Here is a 17,508-nt window from a genome sequence, read left to right as displayed (position 1 = left end):
CCAGCCAATCTCTCTGTTGTGCGAGCGATCGCTCTCAACATCCTCCGCCGAAATGGTCATACTTCCATCACAACTGCGACTAGATTTCTCTCTCATGATATTGACAAACTTCTTGCCCTTGTGGAATGAAACAGCCCTGCCCATAAAAAGGGGTACTACACTTGCTTTGGTGCATACGAATAGGATGGTATCGAATTGTGGGAACTAAAGATAATTGCATCATGTAATTGCTGGCAATTAATTAAAGCAGTAGTTAGCAGGTTTTTTCGCGATCGCATTAGGTGAGACGCACCAAACTAGTTTGTATAATTGGCTGCATTGCCCGTCAGCTATATCTGACGACAAACCCTAATCTACTTTGCGGGAACACTTTCAGCGAAGGATTACATTACGCAGTACTGTTACTCTGCGAGAACCCCTGAGGTAAACGCTAGTCATTAAATAAGGAAAACTACACTAATTTCTAGACTACAGGAAACTACGCTTCTTGGAATTTCTGTTAATTTCTTCAAATAAACACAAACTTTGGTTTAACTGTGTACTAATAACAGCATTTTTTTATGCTCCAAAATGATGTTTTTGAATATTTTTCAATGTCGTTATTTTTAAGTTACAATTTCTTTTTTCATAATGCAATGCGTCTTTGGGAAGAATAAAGCTACTTAAGAGTATCCATTTTAAAAGTAGGAAAAGTAGGAAAAGTAAGAAAAGTGGGAAAAGTAGGAAGTGAGGGAATTTAAAATATTTTTTTAGTAGAAAAATATGAATATTATAGTATTGATTAGAGGTTAAGAGCGTGCAAAAGTTATTGCAGAAAGTCATGCGAAAGCGATTGATATTATAGAAGCATTGCACTTCGAGAAAATATCGCTTATAGCTTTGTACGACTCAACAGCTATCTTGTTTCCCACGCTCTTCAATCTCATTACAGGTGATTCAAGATTAGGAATTACCCACGCTGCGATCGCAGGCAGACCTCTGACGGATATGATTTTGGGTAAAAAAATACTTGGGCTGATGTCTACGGTAATTAATTACTGGCGACTGGAGATTAAAAGTTGAAAAAAATATATAATGCCAATTCACATGCATTACAGCTACAAATCAATCTCCCTAGTTCCCAATATGCAGTTCCTTTTTATTCAATACGATAAAGACGTAATACCTGAAAGAGTTAAAATTAGATCTTCAAAAGTATTTTTTTAAGTAGATATTGCTCAATTTTTTTAATTTTTAGAAAGTGAATTTATAGAAAATATTCATTCATGAATCTCCGCATTGATAGCTTTTCCAAACCAGTATTTGTAGTCGTAAATATCAACTCAACTTTGCTCTATTTACCGAGAAAATACTAACCCACTATCTACAGACCTGTACAGATACTAGTATACTTTCTTGGGGCTTTCATAATTGTTCTAAAAGATACACTAGTTTGAACTTACTCTTCATATAAAGGCATTGCGGTAGCTTTGGTCGTATAAATATTAGATTATTATTACTGAAAAGCTTTTGGTTTTTAATGCTTTAAATTTTAGCATACTTATTTATATTTACACCAAAAATTCCCCTTGGCCATATCAACTTGCATACACCAGTTCGTGCAACCAAAGTCTTATATACTAGGATTTACTTTGATAAATTTTGTACATTTCGTTAATTTTGATACCGAAAAGTATCAAATTTTAGATGAAATACTATCACATCTCAACTTTTTCAAGTTCAGTAACAACTAGATCCAGTATCATCAGAAAACTGCTAACTGCATGTGGTGTCGAAACAAGAGGGGAGTGAAGACATGGATTTACGTAGCGATGCATTGCAAATCCTCAAAGAAACTAGCCGAACTTTTTATATTCCAATTAGTATATTGCCGCCAGGACTGCAAGAAGCAGTAGCATCAGCATACTTGTGTATGCGTGCCATTGATGAAATTGAAGATCATCCAGAACTGGATAATTTTACTAAGACCAAACTCTTGCGAATAATTAGCTCGACATTACAAGCAGGTGTTGATGGTTTTGCGGTTGATGCTTTTTCTGTAGGGTTTAGCGAATATGAGAATTCCTTAGAAGAAGTCACTGTCAGGGTGAGAGAATGGTCGCTACTAGCACCTGAAACGATCGCACCGCGAATTTGGGATGCTACCGCCGCGATGGCAGACCGGATGGCTTACTGGGCAGAAAGAAATTGGGAAATTTATACAGAATCTGATTTGGATCGTTATACCTTTGGAGTTGCAGGTGCAGTTGGTTTGTTACTCTCAGATTTATGGACTTGGTACGACGGAACGCAAACGAACCGCACTCAAGCAATTGGGTTCGGTCGCGGACTACAAGCAGTTAATATCCTGCGTAATCATCAAGAAGATAAAAGACGGGGAGTAAACTTCTTTCCTGATGGTTGGAGTACAACAAATCTACATGACTATGCTCGTCGCAATCTAGTGCTAGCAGATGCCTATACCAAATCTCTACCGCCAGGCCCTGCTTTAGACTTTTGCCAAATTCCTTTAACTTTAGCTCATGGTACTCTTGACGCTCTAGCTAATGGTCGAGAAAAACTCACCCGCAATGAAGTTATTGCACTTATTGAGCAATTTATCAGTGTAAACATGAAAGTCGGCTAACAGACTGGGGAGTAAGAAGATAGGGAATTGATTAAAGGTCAAAGCAATGGTGCTTTCCTTTTTTCGCTTTCCCCAATTCATAATCCCTAATTGCCAATATTGCTGTAGTTTAAATAAAAACATGCAAGTAGGAGAGATCTTCAGTGAAGAAAACCCTGTTCCTCAATCCTCCTTCCTTCGATGGGTTTGATGGTGGTGCTGGTTCGCGATACCAAGCCAAGCGCGAAATTACTTCTTTTTGGTATCCTACTTGGTTGGCGCAACCTGCTGCACTTGTGCCAGACAGCAAGCTTGTGGATGCTCCGCCACACGGTCAGACTTTGGAAGATGTGCTGAAAATTGCTAAAAATTACGAACTGATTGTTATGCACACCAGCACACCTTCACTGGCTAATGATGTCAAGTGTGCTGAAGCGATAAAAGCTCAAAATTCGGACGCACAAATAGGCTTTGTCGGGGCGCACGTAGCTGTCTTACCAGAGGAAACGCTACGAGATAACCCAGTTATCGACTTTGTATGTCGTAACGAATTTGACTATACCTGTCAGGAACTAGCCGAGGGCAAATCTTGGGAAGAAATCAAGGGTTTGAGCTACCGAGATCGGAACTCTAATATACGCCACAATGAAGAGCGCCCATTGATTCATGACTGGGATGCTATGCCTAGTGTCTTACCAATTTATGGGCGAGACTTAGACATTAAAAAATATTTCATTGGCTACCTGCTGCATCCCTATATTTCCTTTTATACCGGGCGTGGTTGTCCGGCAAAATGCACTTTCTGCCTCTGGCCGCAGACAATTGGTGGTCACCTCTACCGTCATAAAAGCCCCGAAGCTGTGGGACGCGAGATGGAAGAAGCCAAAGCCATCTTCGGCGATAAGGTACGGGAATATATGTTTGATGATGATACTTTTACCATTGATAAGCATCGAGCGATCGCTATCAGCGAACATATGAAGCGACTCAAGCTCACCTGGAGTTGCAATGCCCGCGCCAATTTAGACTACGATACCCTCAAAAAACTGCGCGACAATGGTCTGCGGTTGCTGCTAGTCGGTTTTGAATCTGGTAACCAAGAAATTCTGAATGGCATTAAAAAAGGTATCAAGCTAGAAGTAGCAAGGGAATTTATGAAAAATTGCCACAAACTTGGCATTACAGTCCACGGTACTTTTATTATTGGTCTGCCAATTGAAACCCCAGAAACAGTAGAAGAAACCATCCGTTTTGCCTGCGAACTCAGTCCGCATACAATTCAAGTCTCCATTGCTGCGCCTTATCCGGGTACGGAACTCTATGAACAAGCTAAGGTCAACGGCTGGTTTACAAACCAATCTCTTGTGGCTAACTCTGGTATTCAAACCTCAACACTGCAATATCCCAATCTTTCCAGTGCAGAAATTGAAGATGCTGTTGAGCGTATGTACCGTCAATTCTACTTCCGCCCGAAAGCGATTCTGCCAATTGTCAGGGAGATGTTGACTGACCGACAAATGTTAGTACGTCGTCTGCGCGAAGGTGGTGAGTTCTTCTCTTACCTAAAAGAACGCCGCGCCCAAGCTGTTGCCAATGCACAATCTAATCAAACAGCAGTCATTTAATAGAAGTCAGAAGGCAGGGGGAGCAGAGGAGAGAATTCTTAAATAATTTCTCTGTGCCCCCGTGTTCCATCATCCCCCTCATCTCCCCTTGCCTCCCTCGTCCCTCTGCCCCATACTCCCATGCCCCATTCCCCTCGTTTCGTCATTATCAATGGTGATGATTTTGGCTTTTCTAATGGCGTTAATCAAGCGATTATCAAGTCACACGAGCAAGGTGTGCTGACTAGTACCAGCTTGATGGTAACTGGTGATGCAGTTGAGGAAGCGATCGCTCTAGCACGTACTCACCCTAATTTGGCAGTTGGTCTACACTTGGTGTTGGTATGCGGTCGGGCTATTTTGCCACCCTCCCAGATTCCCCATTTGGTTGACTCAATGGGGAACTTCTCAGACAGCCCCTTCCAAGCTGGGTTGCGTTACCAATTCCATGCCGCTGCCCGTGAGGAACTACAGCAGGAGATTCGCGCCCAGTTAGAAAAATTCTGTGAATCTGGATTAACCCTTTCCCATGTAGACGGACATTTACATCTACACGTCCATCCTGTGGTACTGCATATTCTAGTTGAGTTGGCGCAGGAGTTTGACATTCGAGTCATCCGTCTGCCATCTGAAGAACTAGGTATGTCTTTAAAGCTCGATCGTCGGCGATTGCTGACTAAACTAGTTTGGTCGGCGGTGTTTGGTAGATTACGCCGTTATGGTGAGGTTTTGCTGACATCTCAAGGTATTGGCTTTGCTAAGCGAGTCTACGGTTTGCTGCAAACTGGTTCTATGACTGAGGAATATTTGCTCGGACTCGTACCCCAGATTCAGGCTGACTTGGTTGAGATTTACTCCCATCCCGCAGTACTTAAAGACGGAGAACCGCAAAATGGGCCATTAGGGACGGGTGAACTAGAACTCGCTGCCTTGTTGAGCGAACAAGTGCGCCAAGTGTTGACTGCCAAAGGCTTTGAACTAACTAACTTTCTAAAAGTTACGCGTTTATAATTTAAGGGATGAAAATTTATCTGAGAATTAGTATTTTTAAATGTATAAGTCGATTTTCGCAGAACCCTAAAAATAGAATGCAGATTGAAAGTTTTTTATAAAGAGTTTGTCATCTAAAGTAAGTTCGGACTGTTTCAACTTTTTAAGTAATATGTATCGTTTAACAGCTTCTTGCTGTAAATAAACTCTATCTGCTTCAGGATATGCAGCCTCAAAATTGTTTCTTATCATGGCATTTTGCCGTTAGTAGCTCGATCGAGGTGGTAGTTCTTAATTTACTCTTATAGTTAAAAATACGTAACTACCTGAGGAATGAGTTTAAGTAACTTTTGAATGTATTTATTTCTACAAGTACTGGCTAACAACCCTGCCTCATACATTCAATTAGCCTCAACTGACCAAGGAAGTTTCGCTGTCGCACCTAACTACAACCTTGATAAATATGGCACTTTGAGCAAGTCAGAAATTTTATAGCTTAACTTTTAATACCAAAGTCAACAACTGTTCTTTGCTTACACCAGCCATCCTCATAATTAAGTAAGTTAAAGGCAGCGCGATCCCAATGGTTATTTAATAGAGATTCAACGTTTCGAGACTGACAGCTAGCTTAATATTTAAGCTAGGGAGTTGTCCCCCTAGCTTAGTATCAACTTATTAGATGTGCGATCGCTGTAATTGTCGCATAACAAATACTCTGTTATTCGATACTTGTTGATGGCTTTGCTTATTTCTTTTTCAGATCGCGAGCCATGTTGAGGTAGTAGTCCATTTTAGTATTAGGACGGCGGCGGGAGTTGGCAGGAGTTTCCGGAAGAGCGGCATCCTGCTTAGCTTCTATTTGCTGTTTAGCCGAAGCTTGCTTGACACTTTGCGATTCATTAGATTCTAAGAAATATTCAGAGCTATTAAATCCAAAGAGATTAGCAAAAAAACCAAAGAAATTTCTGGTAAAACGCCAAAAAATGTTGAAAACAACAGAGAAAAAACCTTCAACACGAAGGAATAAGTTCTGAATAATTTGAGGTAGACGAAACATAGTAGCACCTTACTATGATTGCTTATTATTATTGTGACCTAAAAGGCAGGTAATTGGAGGGCAAGGGGGCACAAAGAAACAGAACACGGAGAGAAGTTGCGTGCAAACAGAAGAGATTCTCCCTCTTTGCGTCTTCTTCATCGCCATGTCTGAGTTACCCTCAAAGAAATAGAGTATAAATCACTAAGTTGTTTCTGATACTTGACTATCAAGACGGCGAAACAAAAATACCCAAAGCGGTAAGGAACTATTAATTGCAATAAGCCGCACTAAATGACCAGTCGTAACAATGTCCGCATTATGATTCAATGTCAAAGAAACCAAGATTATTTCTGCCGATCCTCCTGGTGCTGTGACTAGTAGACAAGTCAACCAGTCCCAAGAAGTTAATCGCATGGCTAGCAAGGCAGCAATAGCTCCAGCTACTAGGGTCATTGCTACAGATATGAAGGCATAAACTACAGTCCGTTTCCCGAAATTAGGTTTGTCTCCCCAATACTCACCAATAGTGATTCCCAAAAGCATTTGACCCAGTATATTGATTAAAGGCGGTGGAAAAAAGTGAACATCACCTATAAAAGGTAGCCAATGTAGTAAAGAATTAAATGTTATGCCGGTCAACAATGCTGCCAAAAAATCACCAGCCGGAATTTTGTATAAAAGGGCTAGATAAACTCCTAAAGCGGTAACTAGTAGTGCTAACAAGAGTAATCCTAATTGAGATTGCTCCAAATTCAGCAAAGCACCTATGACAGGTAGTGTTTGCGAATTACAGTAATTACCAACTGCTGTCCTGGCAATGAAAGGAATCAGAAAAACTACAGACGTAACGCGAATCGCTTGCACTAATGCAACTAAAGTGACATTTCTATTGTAATCTGCGGCAATGGCTGCCATCACTCCCACACCCCCAGGAACTGTAGCTAGCATTGCTGTCAATAAGCTGGTTTTACTCAAGCGAGAGTAAATGTAGCCAATACAGCTACCACATAAAAGCAGGAATAAAGTAAGAACAATAAATATAGGAATACCAGAGGCAAGACTTGTTATGTCGCTATTGCTATTTGACAAGCCAACAGTTAGCCCAACAAGTGCCATTCCTACTTTTCTAGCAGTCCGGTTTGGTTTGGGAGAATATTGATAGAAAAGCCGAAACACTTGCAGAACTACTGTACCAGAAGCAATCCCACCAAATATCCAGGCAATCCCGCCAATGTGGAACTTTGCCAAAGCTATACCCAAAGGCAATGCTAGCAGCATTTCTACCGCTAGAACATTTAGTTGCTTCACAAATGGCTCAGCAACAGCGCGATTGTTATGAATGGGTTCCTCTTGGATGGGAGCAACGCTTATGCTTTGATTCATCGATACGCGGTTTTTAAAATAATTTAACTATGTACTCAAGCGATCGCTTAGGACTCGCTACTTCTTCCATCCACAAAGGCAAGAACATGATACAATTCTTAATAATATTTTAAATATAGCATCCATTCAAAGTGTTACATAGCGACGATCTTTTGCAGTTATTGAAGAAAGGCAAAAGTACACGTCAGAAGGCACAAGGAGTTTAGAAGGTGATTCAAACCCCTCCTAAATGAAGACCACCAAATTTTCAATTTAGTGGGGGTCTTAAACCCAGTTTGTCCAAGGCAAAAAGGTATAGGCAGACCTTAAAACTTTTTTCTTCCCTTCGCCTTTTGCCCTCTGTCCTCTGCCTTGCCCGAAGGGCAGATAAATAGCAGGAGTACAACAACTGTTGCACTCCTATCTCTACAAATAAGCTAATTATGACAAATTTTTGAGTTTGCAAACAACAGACAAAGTTTAATCTTCGTCTAGTGCTGGAAAAGCCTCCTCAAACTGCCATAATTCATCTTTATGATTGAGAAACCAGATACGAGTTTCTGGAGTCAATTGACTCCAAATAATATCACCGGGAACGTGAGGAGATGCATATCGATATTGCTGACCAAGTGATTTCAGATTTTCTGCCACTTCATGGGGAATACCGAAATCCTGCCAGTCAACTTCTATATGTCTTCCTGAGAGTCCCGCAGCAGGGTCAAACATTATTTGTGCAGCTCTGATTAAATCGGCGAAGTGTTTTGGTTTGAGGCTGGCTAGCTGCTGAATTTGGAGTGATTCGTTATGCTCTTGAGACATTGTCAATGGAGTGGTGAAAGTTGCTAGTCCATTGAACTTACTGCCAGAGATTATCCTAATATCTTTAGTTTAGCGTAGAATTAGTTGCTGATGTGAGCAGTCTAAAGCAACTATATGGTTTATTACCAGCAAATTACTTTTTGTGCTTGATGTATGAGTAGAGAAGTTCGCGATCGCTTTGTGGGTTTACAATTAAGCACTGACTCTTGCCACCACCTGCATTACTATCGAGAACTACAACAACACGTGCTTTTGGACAAACTCCTAAACAACTAGTACTAACAACCCGAAATTCACCCCATAATCCCTCAAATTTCAGACGAGTTTTCAGCCAATTCTGTAAGTCTTCTGAAGCTGTTGAACTTCTGCTAGTTCGATGAGAGCTAGCTGGCTGCTCTTTTCCACACTGCGAACACACAAGTACTAAACCAGATGCCTCCCACCGAGGAGAAACAGTTGGAATAGGAACGCTGGACGGGCGAGAAGTAGGTGTTGCCAGTTGTTGAGAGTTGGATGAGAATAGCTGGATGATGCGTTGTATCAGTGTCTTGATACGTTTGATCGGGTTCTTCATCGATGAGTTCTCTACTTAATACCAATTCGTAATTCGTAATTACTAAAATTAAATTCAATCAGGGTTTTAAGGTTTGCATCTGTAGCAACATTTTGGAGAATTGATAAATACTCAGACAAAATTAATTACACAGATGTTTTTTTGTTCCCTGTTCCGTGTTCCCTGACCCCACCAATGAATTTAATTTTGTTCAACTAGCTTAAAAAAAGCAGAAGGAAAGAAAAGTTTTTCATCTGTCTTGGTGAGGTAGCGCGGTGAGGCAGTCCGGTGAAGCACTTGCTGTCTTCTCCCAAAGGGGAGACGCTGGCGCGAAGGCGGTTTTCGTCGATAGCAAAGTGCTGTTAGCGCAGCGAAGCGCGAGTATTCGAGCGTCACCCGAAGGGTCTTGGGGTCTCCCCAGGTAGAGGAGAACCCGCACAACGCAGTGTCTCCCCAACGCACTGGCTCTCCATGAGGACTGCTGTTAGCTACGCAGGAGCGTCACCCCGAAGGGGTGTAAGCAGTTCATGACGGCTACTTATAATTTCTGCTCCTCGATCTGAGAAACCCAAAACTTCCCAAACCTAACCCCCCTAGCCCCCATTGCCTTGTATGGAATGGAGGTTTCAAAGCCTCTCTTCGCTTCAGGGAGCCAGTTTTCCGGCTTGAGACAAGTGGCATGATTTCCCCCATGAGCGACTGGCGTTAAGAGGTTTGGAGAAGGGTTTTTAGTATACTTTACGATTTTCCAAACAACGCTCTTAACTAGATAGTTATTTCTGCCATATTGTACTAGCCTTAAAAAGGCTAGAATCTATGTTCTACTTGGATACGTTTTTGACATGCTTGTCTACAAATTCTTTTTTAAAGTTTTCTAAAAAGTCACAATTTATGACGTTATGTTAATTAGTTGAACTACAGTTACAAATCATTTTACTTTGCTCCCCGTACCATATATGTCCATTTATAGCCACTTTCAGTGAAATCAGACTCGATGCGTTTGCCCTAACCTGCAACACAGTTGGTAGAAAAACTAAAATTGAAAAAGGGAAAAATAATACTAGTGCAGTGTGACGGAAATTACTATCTAGTAAAAAAAGGGTAAAAAGGTTACTTTATCATCAATATTCTTTCTGCCTCCTGCTTTTTGCCTTTATAGACTAGCGATTACGCACTTAAAAAACCGAGCATAAACTAAAAGAGGTAATACTAATGAATACAGTAGCTATAAACACAGTATCTCCATCAGCCAAAGAGCGATCGCTGGTTCTCTGGTTTGATGAAGTTGGTATTGCTGATATACCCTTAGTTGGCGGCAAAAATGCATCACTAGGGGAAATGATTCAACAGCTGACACCCAAAGGCGTTGACGTTCCTACTGGATTTGCCACTACAGCTTATGCTTATCGTTATTTCATTCAATCTGCTGGATTAGAAGAAAAGCTACGGGAATTATTTTCTGATTTAGATGTTGAAGATATCAAAAATTTACGGCTACGGGGGAAAAAGGCGCGATCGCTGTTGATACACACACCATTTCCTGTAGAATTGCGGCAAGCGATCGCCACAGCTTACGAAAGTCTATGTGAAAAATACAACACAGAGACAGATGTAGCAGTCCGTTCTAGCGCCACCGCCGAAGACCTCCCCGATGCTAGTTTTGCCGGTCAGCAAGAAACTTACCTCAACGTTGTTGGTGTTGAAGGAGTTTTGGCAGCTTGTCATAAATGCTTTGCTTCCCTATTTACCGATCGCGCCATTTCTTATCGGCATAACAAGGGATTCGATCACTTTAACATTGCCTTGGCCGTTGGCGTACAAAAAATGGTGCGCTCTGACTTGGCAACCTCTGGAGTCATGTTCTCCATTGACACGGAAACTGGCTTTAAGGATGCTGCGCTGATTACAGCTGCCTACGGTTTAGGAGAAAACGTTGTTCAAGGGTCTGTCAACCCAGATGAATACTATGTTTTTAAACCAACTTTAAAAGCAGGTTTTCGCCCAATTATTGATAAAAAATTGGGCAGCAAAGAACTGAAAATGATTTATGATGACGGTTCTAAATTTACAAAAAATGTATCTGTATCAACCGCAGATAAAGGTAAATTCGCTCTTAATGATGCCGAAATTTTACAACTAGCACACTGGGCATGTTTGATTGAAGACCATTATTCCCAAGTCCACGGTGTTTACACCCCAATGGACATTGAGTGGGCAAAAGATGGAATTACTAACCAGTTGTTTGTTGTACAAGCACGTCCCGAAACCGTCCAGTCGCAGAAGAAGGGAAACGTACTGCGTAGTTATCGCTTGGTATTGGAGAATGGCGGTTGGGGACTGGGAACTGGGGAAAAATCTTCCTCACATCCCACACCCCACACTCCACACTCTCTTGTTACTGGACGTGCAATTGGGGAAGCGATTAGTCAAGGGAAAGCAAATCTAATTTTAGATGTACATAAACTCGACCAGTTCCAACCTGGAGAAGTGTTAGTGACAGAGAGAACTGACCCGGACTGGGAACCGATTATGAAACGTGCCAGTGCCATTATCACCAACTCTGGTGGACGTACCTGCCACGCAGCAATTATTGCCCGAGAATTGGGTGTACCTGCGATCGTGGGATGCGGTAATGCGACAGAAGTCTTGAAAACTGGTCAAGAGATCACAATTTCTTGTGCCGAAGGAGAAGAAGGAAAAGTATATGCAGGGTTATTACCTTTTGAAGTTCAAGAAGTCCCCCTAGAGAACTTGCCCCGCACCCACACCCAAATTTTAATGAATGTGGGAAATCCCCAAGAAGCTTTGAGTTTATCTGCCATTCCTAACGATGGGGTAGGTTTAGCGCGGACAGAGTTTATCATCGCTAACCAAATCCAAATTCATCCCATGGCGTTAATTTATTTCGACAAGTTAAAAGATGAATTTGTCAAAGCCAAAATCAGCGAAATTACCTCACTTTACAACGAGAAACCTCAATATTTTGTGGATAAATTAGCCCAAGGCATCGGCAGAATTGCAGCGGCCTTTTATCCCAAACCAGTAATTGTGCGAATGTCTGATTTCAAAAGTAATGAATATGCGAATTTATTAGGTGGCGAACAGTTTGAACCCAATGAAGAAAACCCGATGTTAGGTTGGCGAGGGGCGGCACGTTACTATGATGAAGGCTACAGGGAAGCTTTTGCTCTAGAATGTCATGCAATCAAGCGAGTACGGCAAGAAATGGGTTTGACTAATGTCATTCCAATGATTCCTTTCTGTCGCACCCCTGATGAGGGGCGTTTGGTGTTGGCAGAGATGGCAAACAATGGTTTAAAGCAAGGTGTTAACGACTTGCAAGTTTATGTGATGTGCGAATTGCCAAGTAATGTAATTATGGCTGAAGAGTTTGCTGAAGTATTTGACGGCTTCTCCATAGGTTCCAATGACTTAACTCAGCTAACACTAGGTTTAGACAGGGATTCAGCATTGGTAGCAAGATTGTTTGATGAGCGCAGTCCTGCTGTCAAGCAAATGGTGAAAATGGTAATACAGACTGCGAAAAAATGCCAACGCAAAATCGGCATTTGTGGACAAGCACCCAGCGATTACCCAGAATTTGCTCGGTTCTTGGTTGAACAGGGAATAGACTCTATTAGTCTGAATCCAGATTCGGTTTTAAAAACGATGCTGGAAGTAGCAAAAGTTGAGAACGGTGAGTCATAAATCTTGTAAAGTCGATAGCTCACTTTTTTCTAATTGTTCATTGGGCGTTGCTGATTAATGCCTCACCGTTCGCATAAGTAGCTAAACATAATTAATTACACAATGTCATTGCGCTAAGCGAAGCCATGCCCATTTGTGAAGCGTCTCACGCCACTTGCTCCACTTGAGAACCACCCCTGTGGGCGGGTCTCCCAACTTGTAGACGCGTTAGCGGTGAGGGGGGCGCAGTCTTGGCGGTGAGGCAGTCCGATCTTGGGGTTTCCCCAAGTGGAGGAACGCCGAACCCGTAAGGGTTCCCGTCGTTAGCGCAGCGAAGCGCGAGTCCTCGAGCGTCTTGCGATAGCGTAGCGTTAGCGACGTTAGGAGCGTCACCCCCGAACCCGAAGGGCTTCCCGCAGGGTGGGGAGTGGCGTGAAAACCATCGCCTGTCTTTACTTTCGTCTGCTTCTTCACACATCCTTTATTTAATCAAACTCACTCTCGATTAGGCGAACGGTGAGCGTTTAAACCAGGAAAATTTATTGAGCGATTTGATTTATACTTTTAGGTTCCCCTGGTTATTAAAGAACGTTAAGTTGTATGTCCAGCTCCAGTTCAGACATGGTTCGCATTTATTTGCAAGAAATTGGTCAGTTTCCGTTGTTAACAGCAGACCAGGAAATTGCTTATGGAAGGCTTGTACAGCAAATGATTGCGATCGAGCAACACAAAGATATGCTAAGCCAAAAATTGAATCGCGAACCAACGATGGCCGAATTGGCTGTTGATATTGGCAAAAGCGAAACTGAAGTAACTCAAATACTTCAGCTAGGTCAGCGAGCAAAGCAAAAGATGGTGACAGCAAATCTACGGCTGGTGGTTTCGATAGCCAAAAAGTATCAGCGCCGTAATCTGGAGTTCTTGGATTTGATTCAAGAAGGAGCGATAGGTTTACAACGAGGTGTGGAGAAGTTTGACCCGAATCGCGGCTATAAGTTGTCAACTTACGCATACTGGTGGATAAGTCAAGCAATTACAAGGGCGATCGCAGAGAAATCGCGCACTGTTCGTTTGCCGATTCATATCACCGAAAAACTCAATCAAATCAAGAAAGTACAGCGAGAATTGTTTCAAACATTGGGTCGTCTTCCCACGATCGCAGAAATTGCCGAAGCTTTGAACCTACAACCCAACCAAATACGAGAATATCTCAGTGCTTCAAAGCAGCCATTTTCTCTAGATTTAAAGGTTGGAGAAAACCAAGACACAGAACTCAATGAACTGTTAGCAGATGAAGGCATATCACCGAACGAACATATAACCCAAGAACTTCTGCGCCAAGACATGAATAATTTGTTGGCATTACTCAAACCGATGCAGCGTGAAGTATTAATTTTGCGCTTTGGACTTTTAGATAATCAAGAACGAAGTTTGGCCCAGATTGGGGAAAAGCTAAATGTCAGTCGAGAGCGAGTTCGCCAAATCCAACAGCAAGCAATGAATATTTTGCGTCGTCAACAACCAGAAATTGGACAGTATTTATCTTCCTAAAAGATGGCAAATTATAATTAATAATCATGAAAAAGATTGTTGAACAAGACGACTAATAAACCCACTTGCCATATTGGCTAATTCAAAAATCTTTAGATAGGTGGGAATCTCAACGATCGGAACTTTATAATCAGGATATTGCCAGTGTTTTACACCATCACAGTCAAGCCACGAAGAGTGAAGTGGAAAACCAGGACGTAAACCACGTTCACCAGGAGATGGACCTAGTTTACATATAGGGCCAAGATGAAGAGGACGAGACGCATCCCAAACCCATATTTCCATGTGTGGCTGATGAGGTACCCAAACTTGACCTACCAGCCATCCATCGTAAACACTCATTGAATCTTGGCGGGGAACAAATATTGGTGCAGCCATAAAATAGCCTGGTTCAAAAATGTATGCACTTTCCAAACATAAATTTCTATCTAGCCGAAAGAAACGAACTGTATTATTTGAGTTCTCTATTTGTTGCAGATATTCAGCTTCCGGTACAAGACGTTCTGAGGGATAGTCTTGGCGACAACGTTGATTTCTAAAAATATCGAAGACTCGCATACTCATAATTTGCGGAATCCACCCTCCGCTGACCCAATATGTTGCATCCCAGTGTTCAACTGCACTGAGTAAATCATAGTTGGTAGGGCGAGAACGGTAAGGCAGTATCTGCATTGGTGGCAGCAAATTTAGTCCATAAGGAAAATTTTCAAGATCGTCTGGTTGTGGAAAAGCAGTTGTGTTCAGTTGACCAGTATTCATATCAATTACATGTTTGCGTACTTGATTTAGGTCAGTTGCACCAGAAAATAGACCTACCAAATCTTCTAATACAACAGTGCCATCCATAAGTACATCCGCAGTTTCCATATGTTGAGCGGGATCTGCTCCAACGTTGTGTTGGCAAAAAACTGTGATGAGATTTCCCGAATCATCGTAATCAGCAATAGCATGGGTCAACTCCCAAGGAATATCAATCATCCGTTGTACATTAACTTGCTTGCTACTTGATGCGATCGCTTGGCGAATATCCTCTTTACTGAGAATATATAGCTGACAGTGAGGAGAAGGTATTGCAGCTGCTAAGCGGGTACATAGTTTCTCATAGATATCTTTAATCAATCGTGGGGTTCGTCCCTGGAAAATTTGGCACAGCCATACAAACACAATCTGTATTACAGGTTCTATCAGGGAACCAGCACTTAATACTAAGCAAGCATTGAAAATCAGCACATAATTGCGTGTAACACACATCTGATGGGCTGAAGCTTGCTCTAAAATCACAGGTTTACCATCGAATATTACTTGCATAGGTGTGGTTGGGTTGGAGACGGTACCATCCCAAGTCATAAGGTAGAGGTCGGCTGTGATTGGCTGATTAGTCCTAAAAAATGAAGCGATTCTTGGTACAAGGTGAGTGAAAAACAAAAGTGGTTGTTCTGGCGCAAATTCCGGGTCATATGCAGGATGTCCTGTGGTCATAATCATAGGCTTGAAGGAACTACCAACTGCTGCGTGGTAATCTTGGTTGCGACCAATCGGGTTGAGGTAATTTAAGTCACTCGGACTGACCTCACCTGGACGACCAGCATCATAAGAAAGTAATAATCGTACTCCTTGCTTACCATCATGGGATGGGATGGGAAAAATTGGTGTGGCTGTTGTATTACTTAAATCAGAAGTACCAAACCAACTGAACTCAGCAAAATGCGATCGCACAAACGCATTTGGGGCCAGTTTGCGTAAATGCCAAGCTGCATTACCAATAGTATGGGTACTAACTTCAAAGTATGGTGTTCCATCCTTAGCGTATAGGGGTTGAAAATTAATCTTTAAGACCCTCCCAGGCGCACTGAGCATGTGAGGATTAGCATTAATTTGTTCTTTTTGTGTAACTGACTCATAAGAAAATACAGTTGTAAATGCATATCCTGACAATTCATCAGGATAACTTCCCTCAATGCAAGTGTAGCGAGCTGAGCGGTCTGCTAATTCGCCGTGATAAAGGTGACGTAATCCCTTCAAAGTTTGAGCATTAAAATCTGCATATTGCGTTGACATCTGTACTATCCTAAAGTTAAATATCTTGGTGATTAAACGTGTTTTCAAAACTAAGTTTCTGAATAAGTTAAGACTGTCGTTTGGGTACATCCCAGTTTTTATTTTGCAATGAGATAATAGCTGTCATTGCGTTCGCGTAGCGTCTCGTAGAGAGGATGAATGACGAAGCAATCGCATGGACTCGCTCGTAGTTGGAGGATTTTGCGATTGCTTTGCTTCGCTCGCAATGACATGCAAAAAAGTGGGATGCTCCCCTGTCGTTTTGGCATTTGCAGTTAGTTTTAGTCAATATATATGTTTAGTTGAAATTATTTATGCATTTGATGAGTTGTAGGAGCCAGCAATAAAAATATATTTAAGTTGCAAACAGGATCTTTTGCAGCTAGGCTGAACTGAACCAGCTAGCAATCAATAAATTTAGCCAAAATTAAAATACTTGTCTGAAAATTTATAACCCAGTCGAAGCCAAAGTAGTTATTATCAGATTATCCTTTGAATTCAAAAACGTAAAGGTGGATAATTTAAGGAGTTTGATTCAATCAAATTCAACTACAAAAAAATTCAATTAAGGTTAAGTAAGGAAATTTAAAGATAGTAATCTTTGTTGAACCAGACTAGCTCTCAATTTCAGCTATTTAAATATTTTTTGGTGAAAACTCCACAAATTTTCGCATCAATAATTGGGTTGACTAACCAAAGCGATCGCTCGACGCTCGACATGAAGAGGTGCGAGAATCCTACAGAGTTCAAGTTCTATGTGTTTTAGTTTCATTTCTAGCCAGTTGCAGAGCGGGAACTGAACTCTGTTGAGTGCTGTATGAATCATGTAGAGCGGTTCTACAGTACTCATTCAACAACTGGCATAGAACGGGACAATAGAAGCACGGCTTTTGCCTGTGTTTCTCGTACAACTTCTTCACTGCCCCGTTGTGTTGATATCTCCATTGAAACTGCAATAGAACAACATAGGTTGCCAAATTGCCAAAATCTGTGATTTGTTTTGTGTTTTTGGGTAGGCAGTTAGAGAAATCAATAGTGGGAATTTGGATTTCCACCTACTGCTAACTGATTCGCTTATCGAATGTGTCTAATTTGGACACATTTACAAAGATCGGCGCGGCGAAATACAGTTTAAGTTATTTGACCTGCCTGCATAGTCCTTTCAAGCGAGGAAATCAAAAAGTAAACACTCCTTGTTGCGATCGCTGCACCTAGCTGCATTTATTTGTATATTGCATCT

Annotated in this window: 14 protein-coding genes; 7 read left to right on the top strand and 7 right to left on the bottom strand. The window is 41.7% G+C overall.

From position 1 onward, the window contains the following. The first annotated feature begins 879 nt into the window (after positions 1-879). From RMY31_RS12205 to RMY31_RS12185, 5 genes are all read left to right on the top strand, one after another. A complete protein-coding gene (locus RMY31_RS12205) occupies positions 880-1,062 on the top strand; it encodes a hypothetical protein (RefSeq protein ID WP_322658002.1) in 183 nt (60 codons plus the stop codon). A gap of 733 nt (positions 1,063-1,795) precedes the next feature. Then, positions 1,796-2,626: a phytoene/squalene synthase family protein gene (locus RMY31_RS12200; protein ID WP_322658001.1), complete on the top strand. Its 831-nt coding sequence runs from the start codon at positions 1,796-1,798 to the stop codon at positions 2,624-2,626. 143 nt (positions 2,627-2,769) lie between these two features. Further along, positions 2,770-4,230, top strand: a complete 1,461-nt coding sequence (gene hpnJ / locus RMY31_RS12195; RefSeq protein ID WP_322658000.1) for a hopanoid biosynthesis associated radical SAM protein HpnJ — start codon at positions 2,770-2,772, stop codon at positions 4,228-4,230. Positions 4,231-4,350: 120 nt separating this feature from the next. Continuing rightward, a complete protein-coding gene (gene hpnK / locus RMY31_RS12190; protein ID WP_322657999.1) occupies positions 4,351-5,220 on the top strand; it encodes a hopanoid biosynthesis-associated protein HpnK in 870 nt (289 codons plus the stop codon). A 333-nt stretch (positions 5,221-5,553) separates the two neighbouring features. Beyond that, positions 5,554-5,694 carry a hypothetical protein gene (locus RMY31_RS12185; RefSeq protein WP_322657998.1) on the top strand — a complete coding sequence of 47 codons (141 nt, stop codon included), beginning with the start codon at positions 5,554-5,556 and terminating at the stop codon, positions 5,692-5,694. Positions 5,695-5,944: 250 nt separating this feature from the next. Here the strand turns inward: RMY31_RS12185 and RMY31_RS12180 are convergent, their stop codons facing one another. From RMY31_RS12180 to RMY31_RS12160, 5 genes are all read right to left on the bottom strand, one after another. Continuing rightward, on the bottom strand, positions 5,945-6,256 hold the full coding sequence (locus RMY31_RS12180) for a threonine dehydratase (protein WP_322657997.1): 312 nt from the start codon (positions 6,254-6,256) through the stop codon (positions 5,945-5,947). Positions 6,257-6,439: 183 nt separating this feature from the next. Then, positions 6,440-7,621: an AbrB family transcriptional regulator gene (locus RMY31_RS12175; protein WP_322657996.1), complete on the bottom strand. Its 1,182-nt coding sequence runs from the start codon at positions 7,619-7,621 to the stop codon at positions 6,440-6,442. Between the two features lie 459 nt (positions 7,622-8,080). Then, positions 8,081-8,419 (bottom strand): hypothetical protein, encoded by a 339-nt coding sequence (locus tag RMY31_RS12170; RefSeq protein ID WP_322657995.1) that lies wholly within the window; start codon positions 8,417-8,419, stop codon positions 8,081-8,083. A gap of 133 nt (positions 8,420-8,552) precedes the next feature. Then, positions 8,553-8,993, bottom strand: coding sequence for a (2Fe-2S) ferredoxin domain-containing protein (locus RMY31_RS12165; protein WP_322657994.1), 441 nt, complete (start codon positions 8,991-8,993; stop codon positions 8,553-8,555). Positions 8,994-9,173: 180 nt separating this feature from the next. After that, positions 9,174-9,368, bottom strand: coding sequence for a hypothetical protein (locus tag RMY31_RS12160; protein ID WP_409877850.1), 195 nt, complete (start codon positions 9,366-9,368; stop codon positions 9,174-9,176). Between the two features lie 816 nt (positions 9,369-10,184). On the opposite strand from RMY31_RS12160, the gene ppsA reads away from it, so the two are divergent. Continuing rightward, positions 10,185-12,680 (top strand): phosphoenolpyruvate synthase, encoded by a 2,496-nt coding sequence (ppsA, locus tag RMY31_RS12155; RefSeq protein ID WP_322657993.1) that lies wholly within the window; start codon positions 10,185-10,187, stop codon positions 12,678-12,680. Positions 12,681-13,259: 579 nt separating this feature from the next. Beyond that, the gene (locus RMY31_RS12150; protein ID WP_322657992.1) at positions 13,260-14,210 is read left to right on the top strand and encodes an RpoD/SigA family RNA polymerase sigma factor; all 951 of its coding nucleotides are present in this window, start codon (positions 13,260-13,262) and stop codon (positions 14,208-14,210) included. 24 nt (positions 14,211-14,234) lie between these two features. Here RMY31_RS12150 and RMY31_RS12145 read toward each other — a convergent pair whose 3' ends face one another. Next, entirely contained in the window at positions 14,235-16,268 is a 2,034-nt protein-coding gene (locus RMY31_RS12145) for a carotenoid oxygenase family protein (RefSeq protein WP_322657991.1), read from the bottom strand. A 673-nt stretch (positions 16,269-16,941) separates the two neighbouring features. Further along, a complete protein-coding gene (locus tag RMY31_RS12140; RefSeq protein WP_322657990.1) occupies positions 16,942-17,118 on the bottom strand; it encodes a hypothetical protein in 177 nt (58 codons plus the stop codon). Positions 17,119-17,508: the final 390 nt, after the last annotated feature.

The organism is Dendronalium sp. ChiSLP03b (genome assembly GCF_034531165.2).
In the GTDB taxonomy this organism is placed as follows: domain Bacteria; phylum Cyanobacteriota; class Cyanobacteriia; order Cyanobacteriales; family Nostocaceae; genus Dendronalium; species Dendronalium minutum.
The sequence above is the reverse complement of the archived record's forward strand: the minus strand, read 5'-3'. Positions and strand labels throughout refer to the sequence as shown.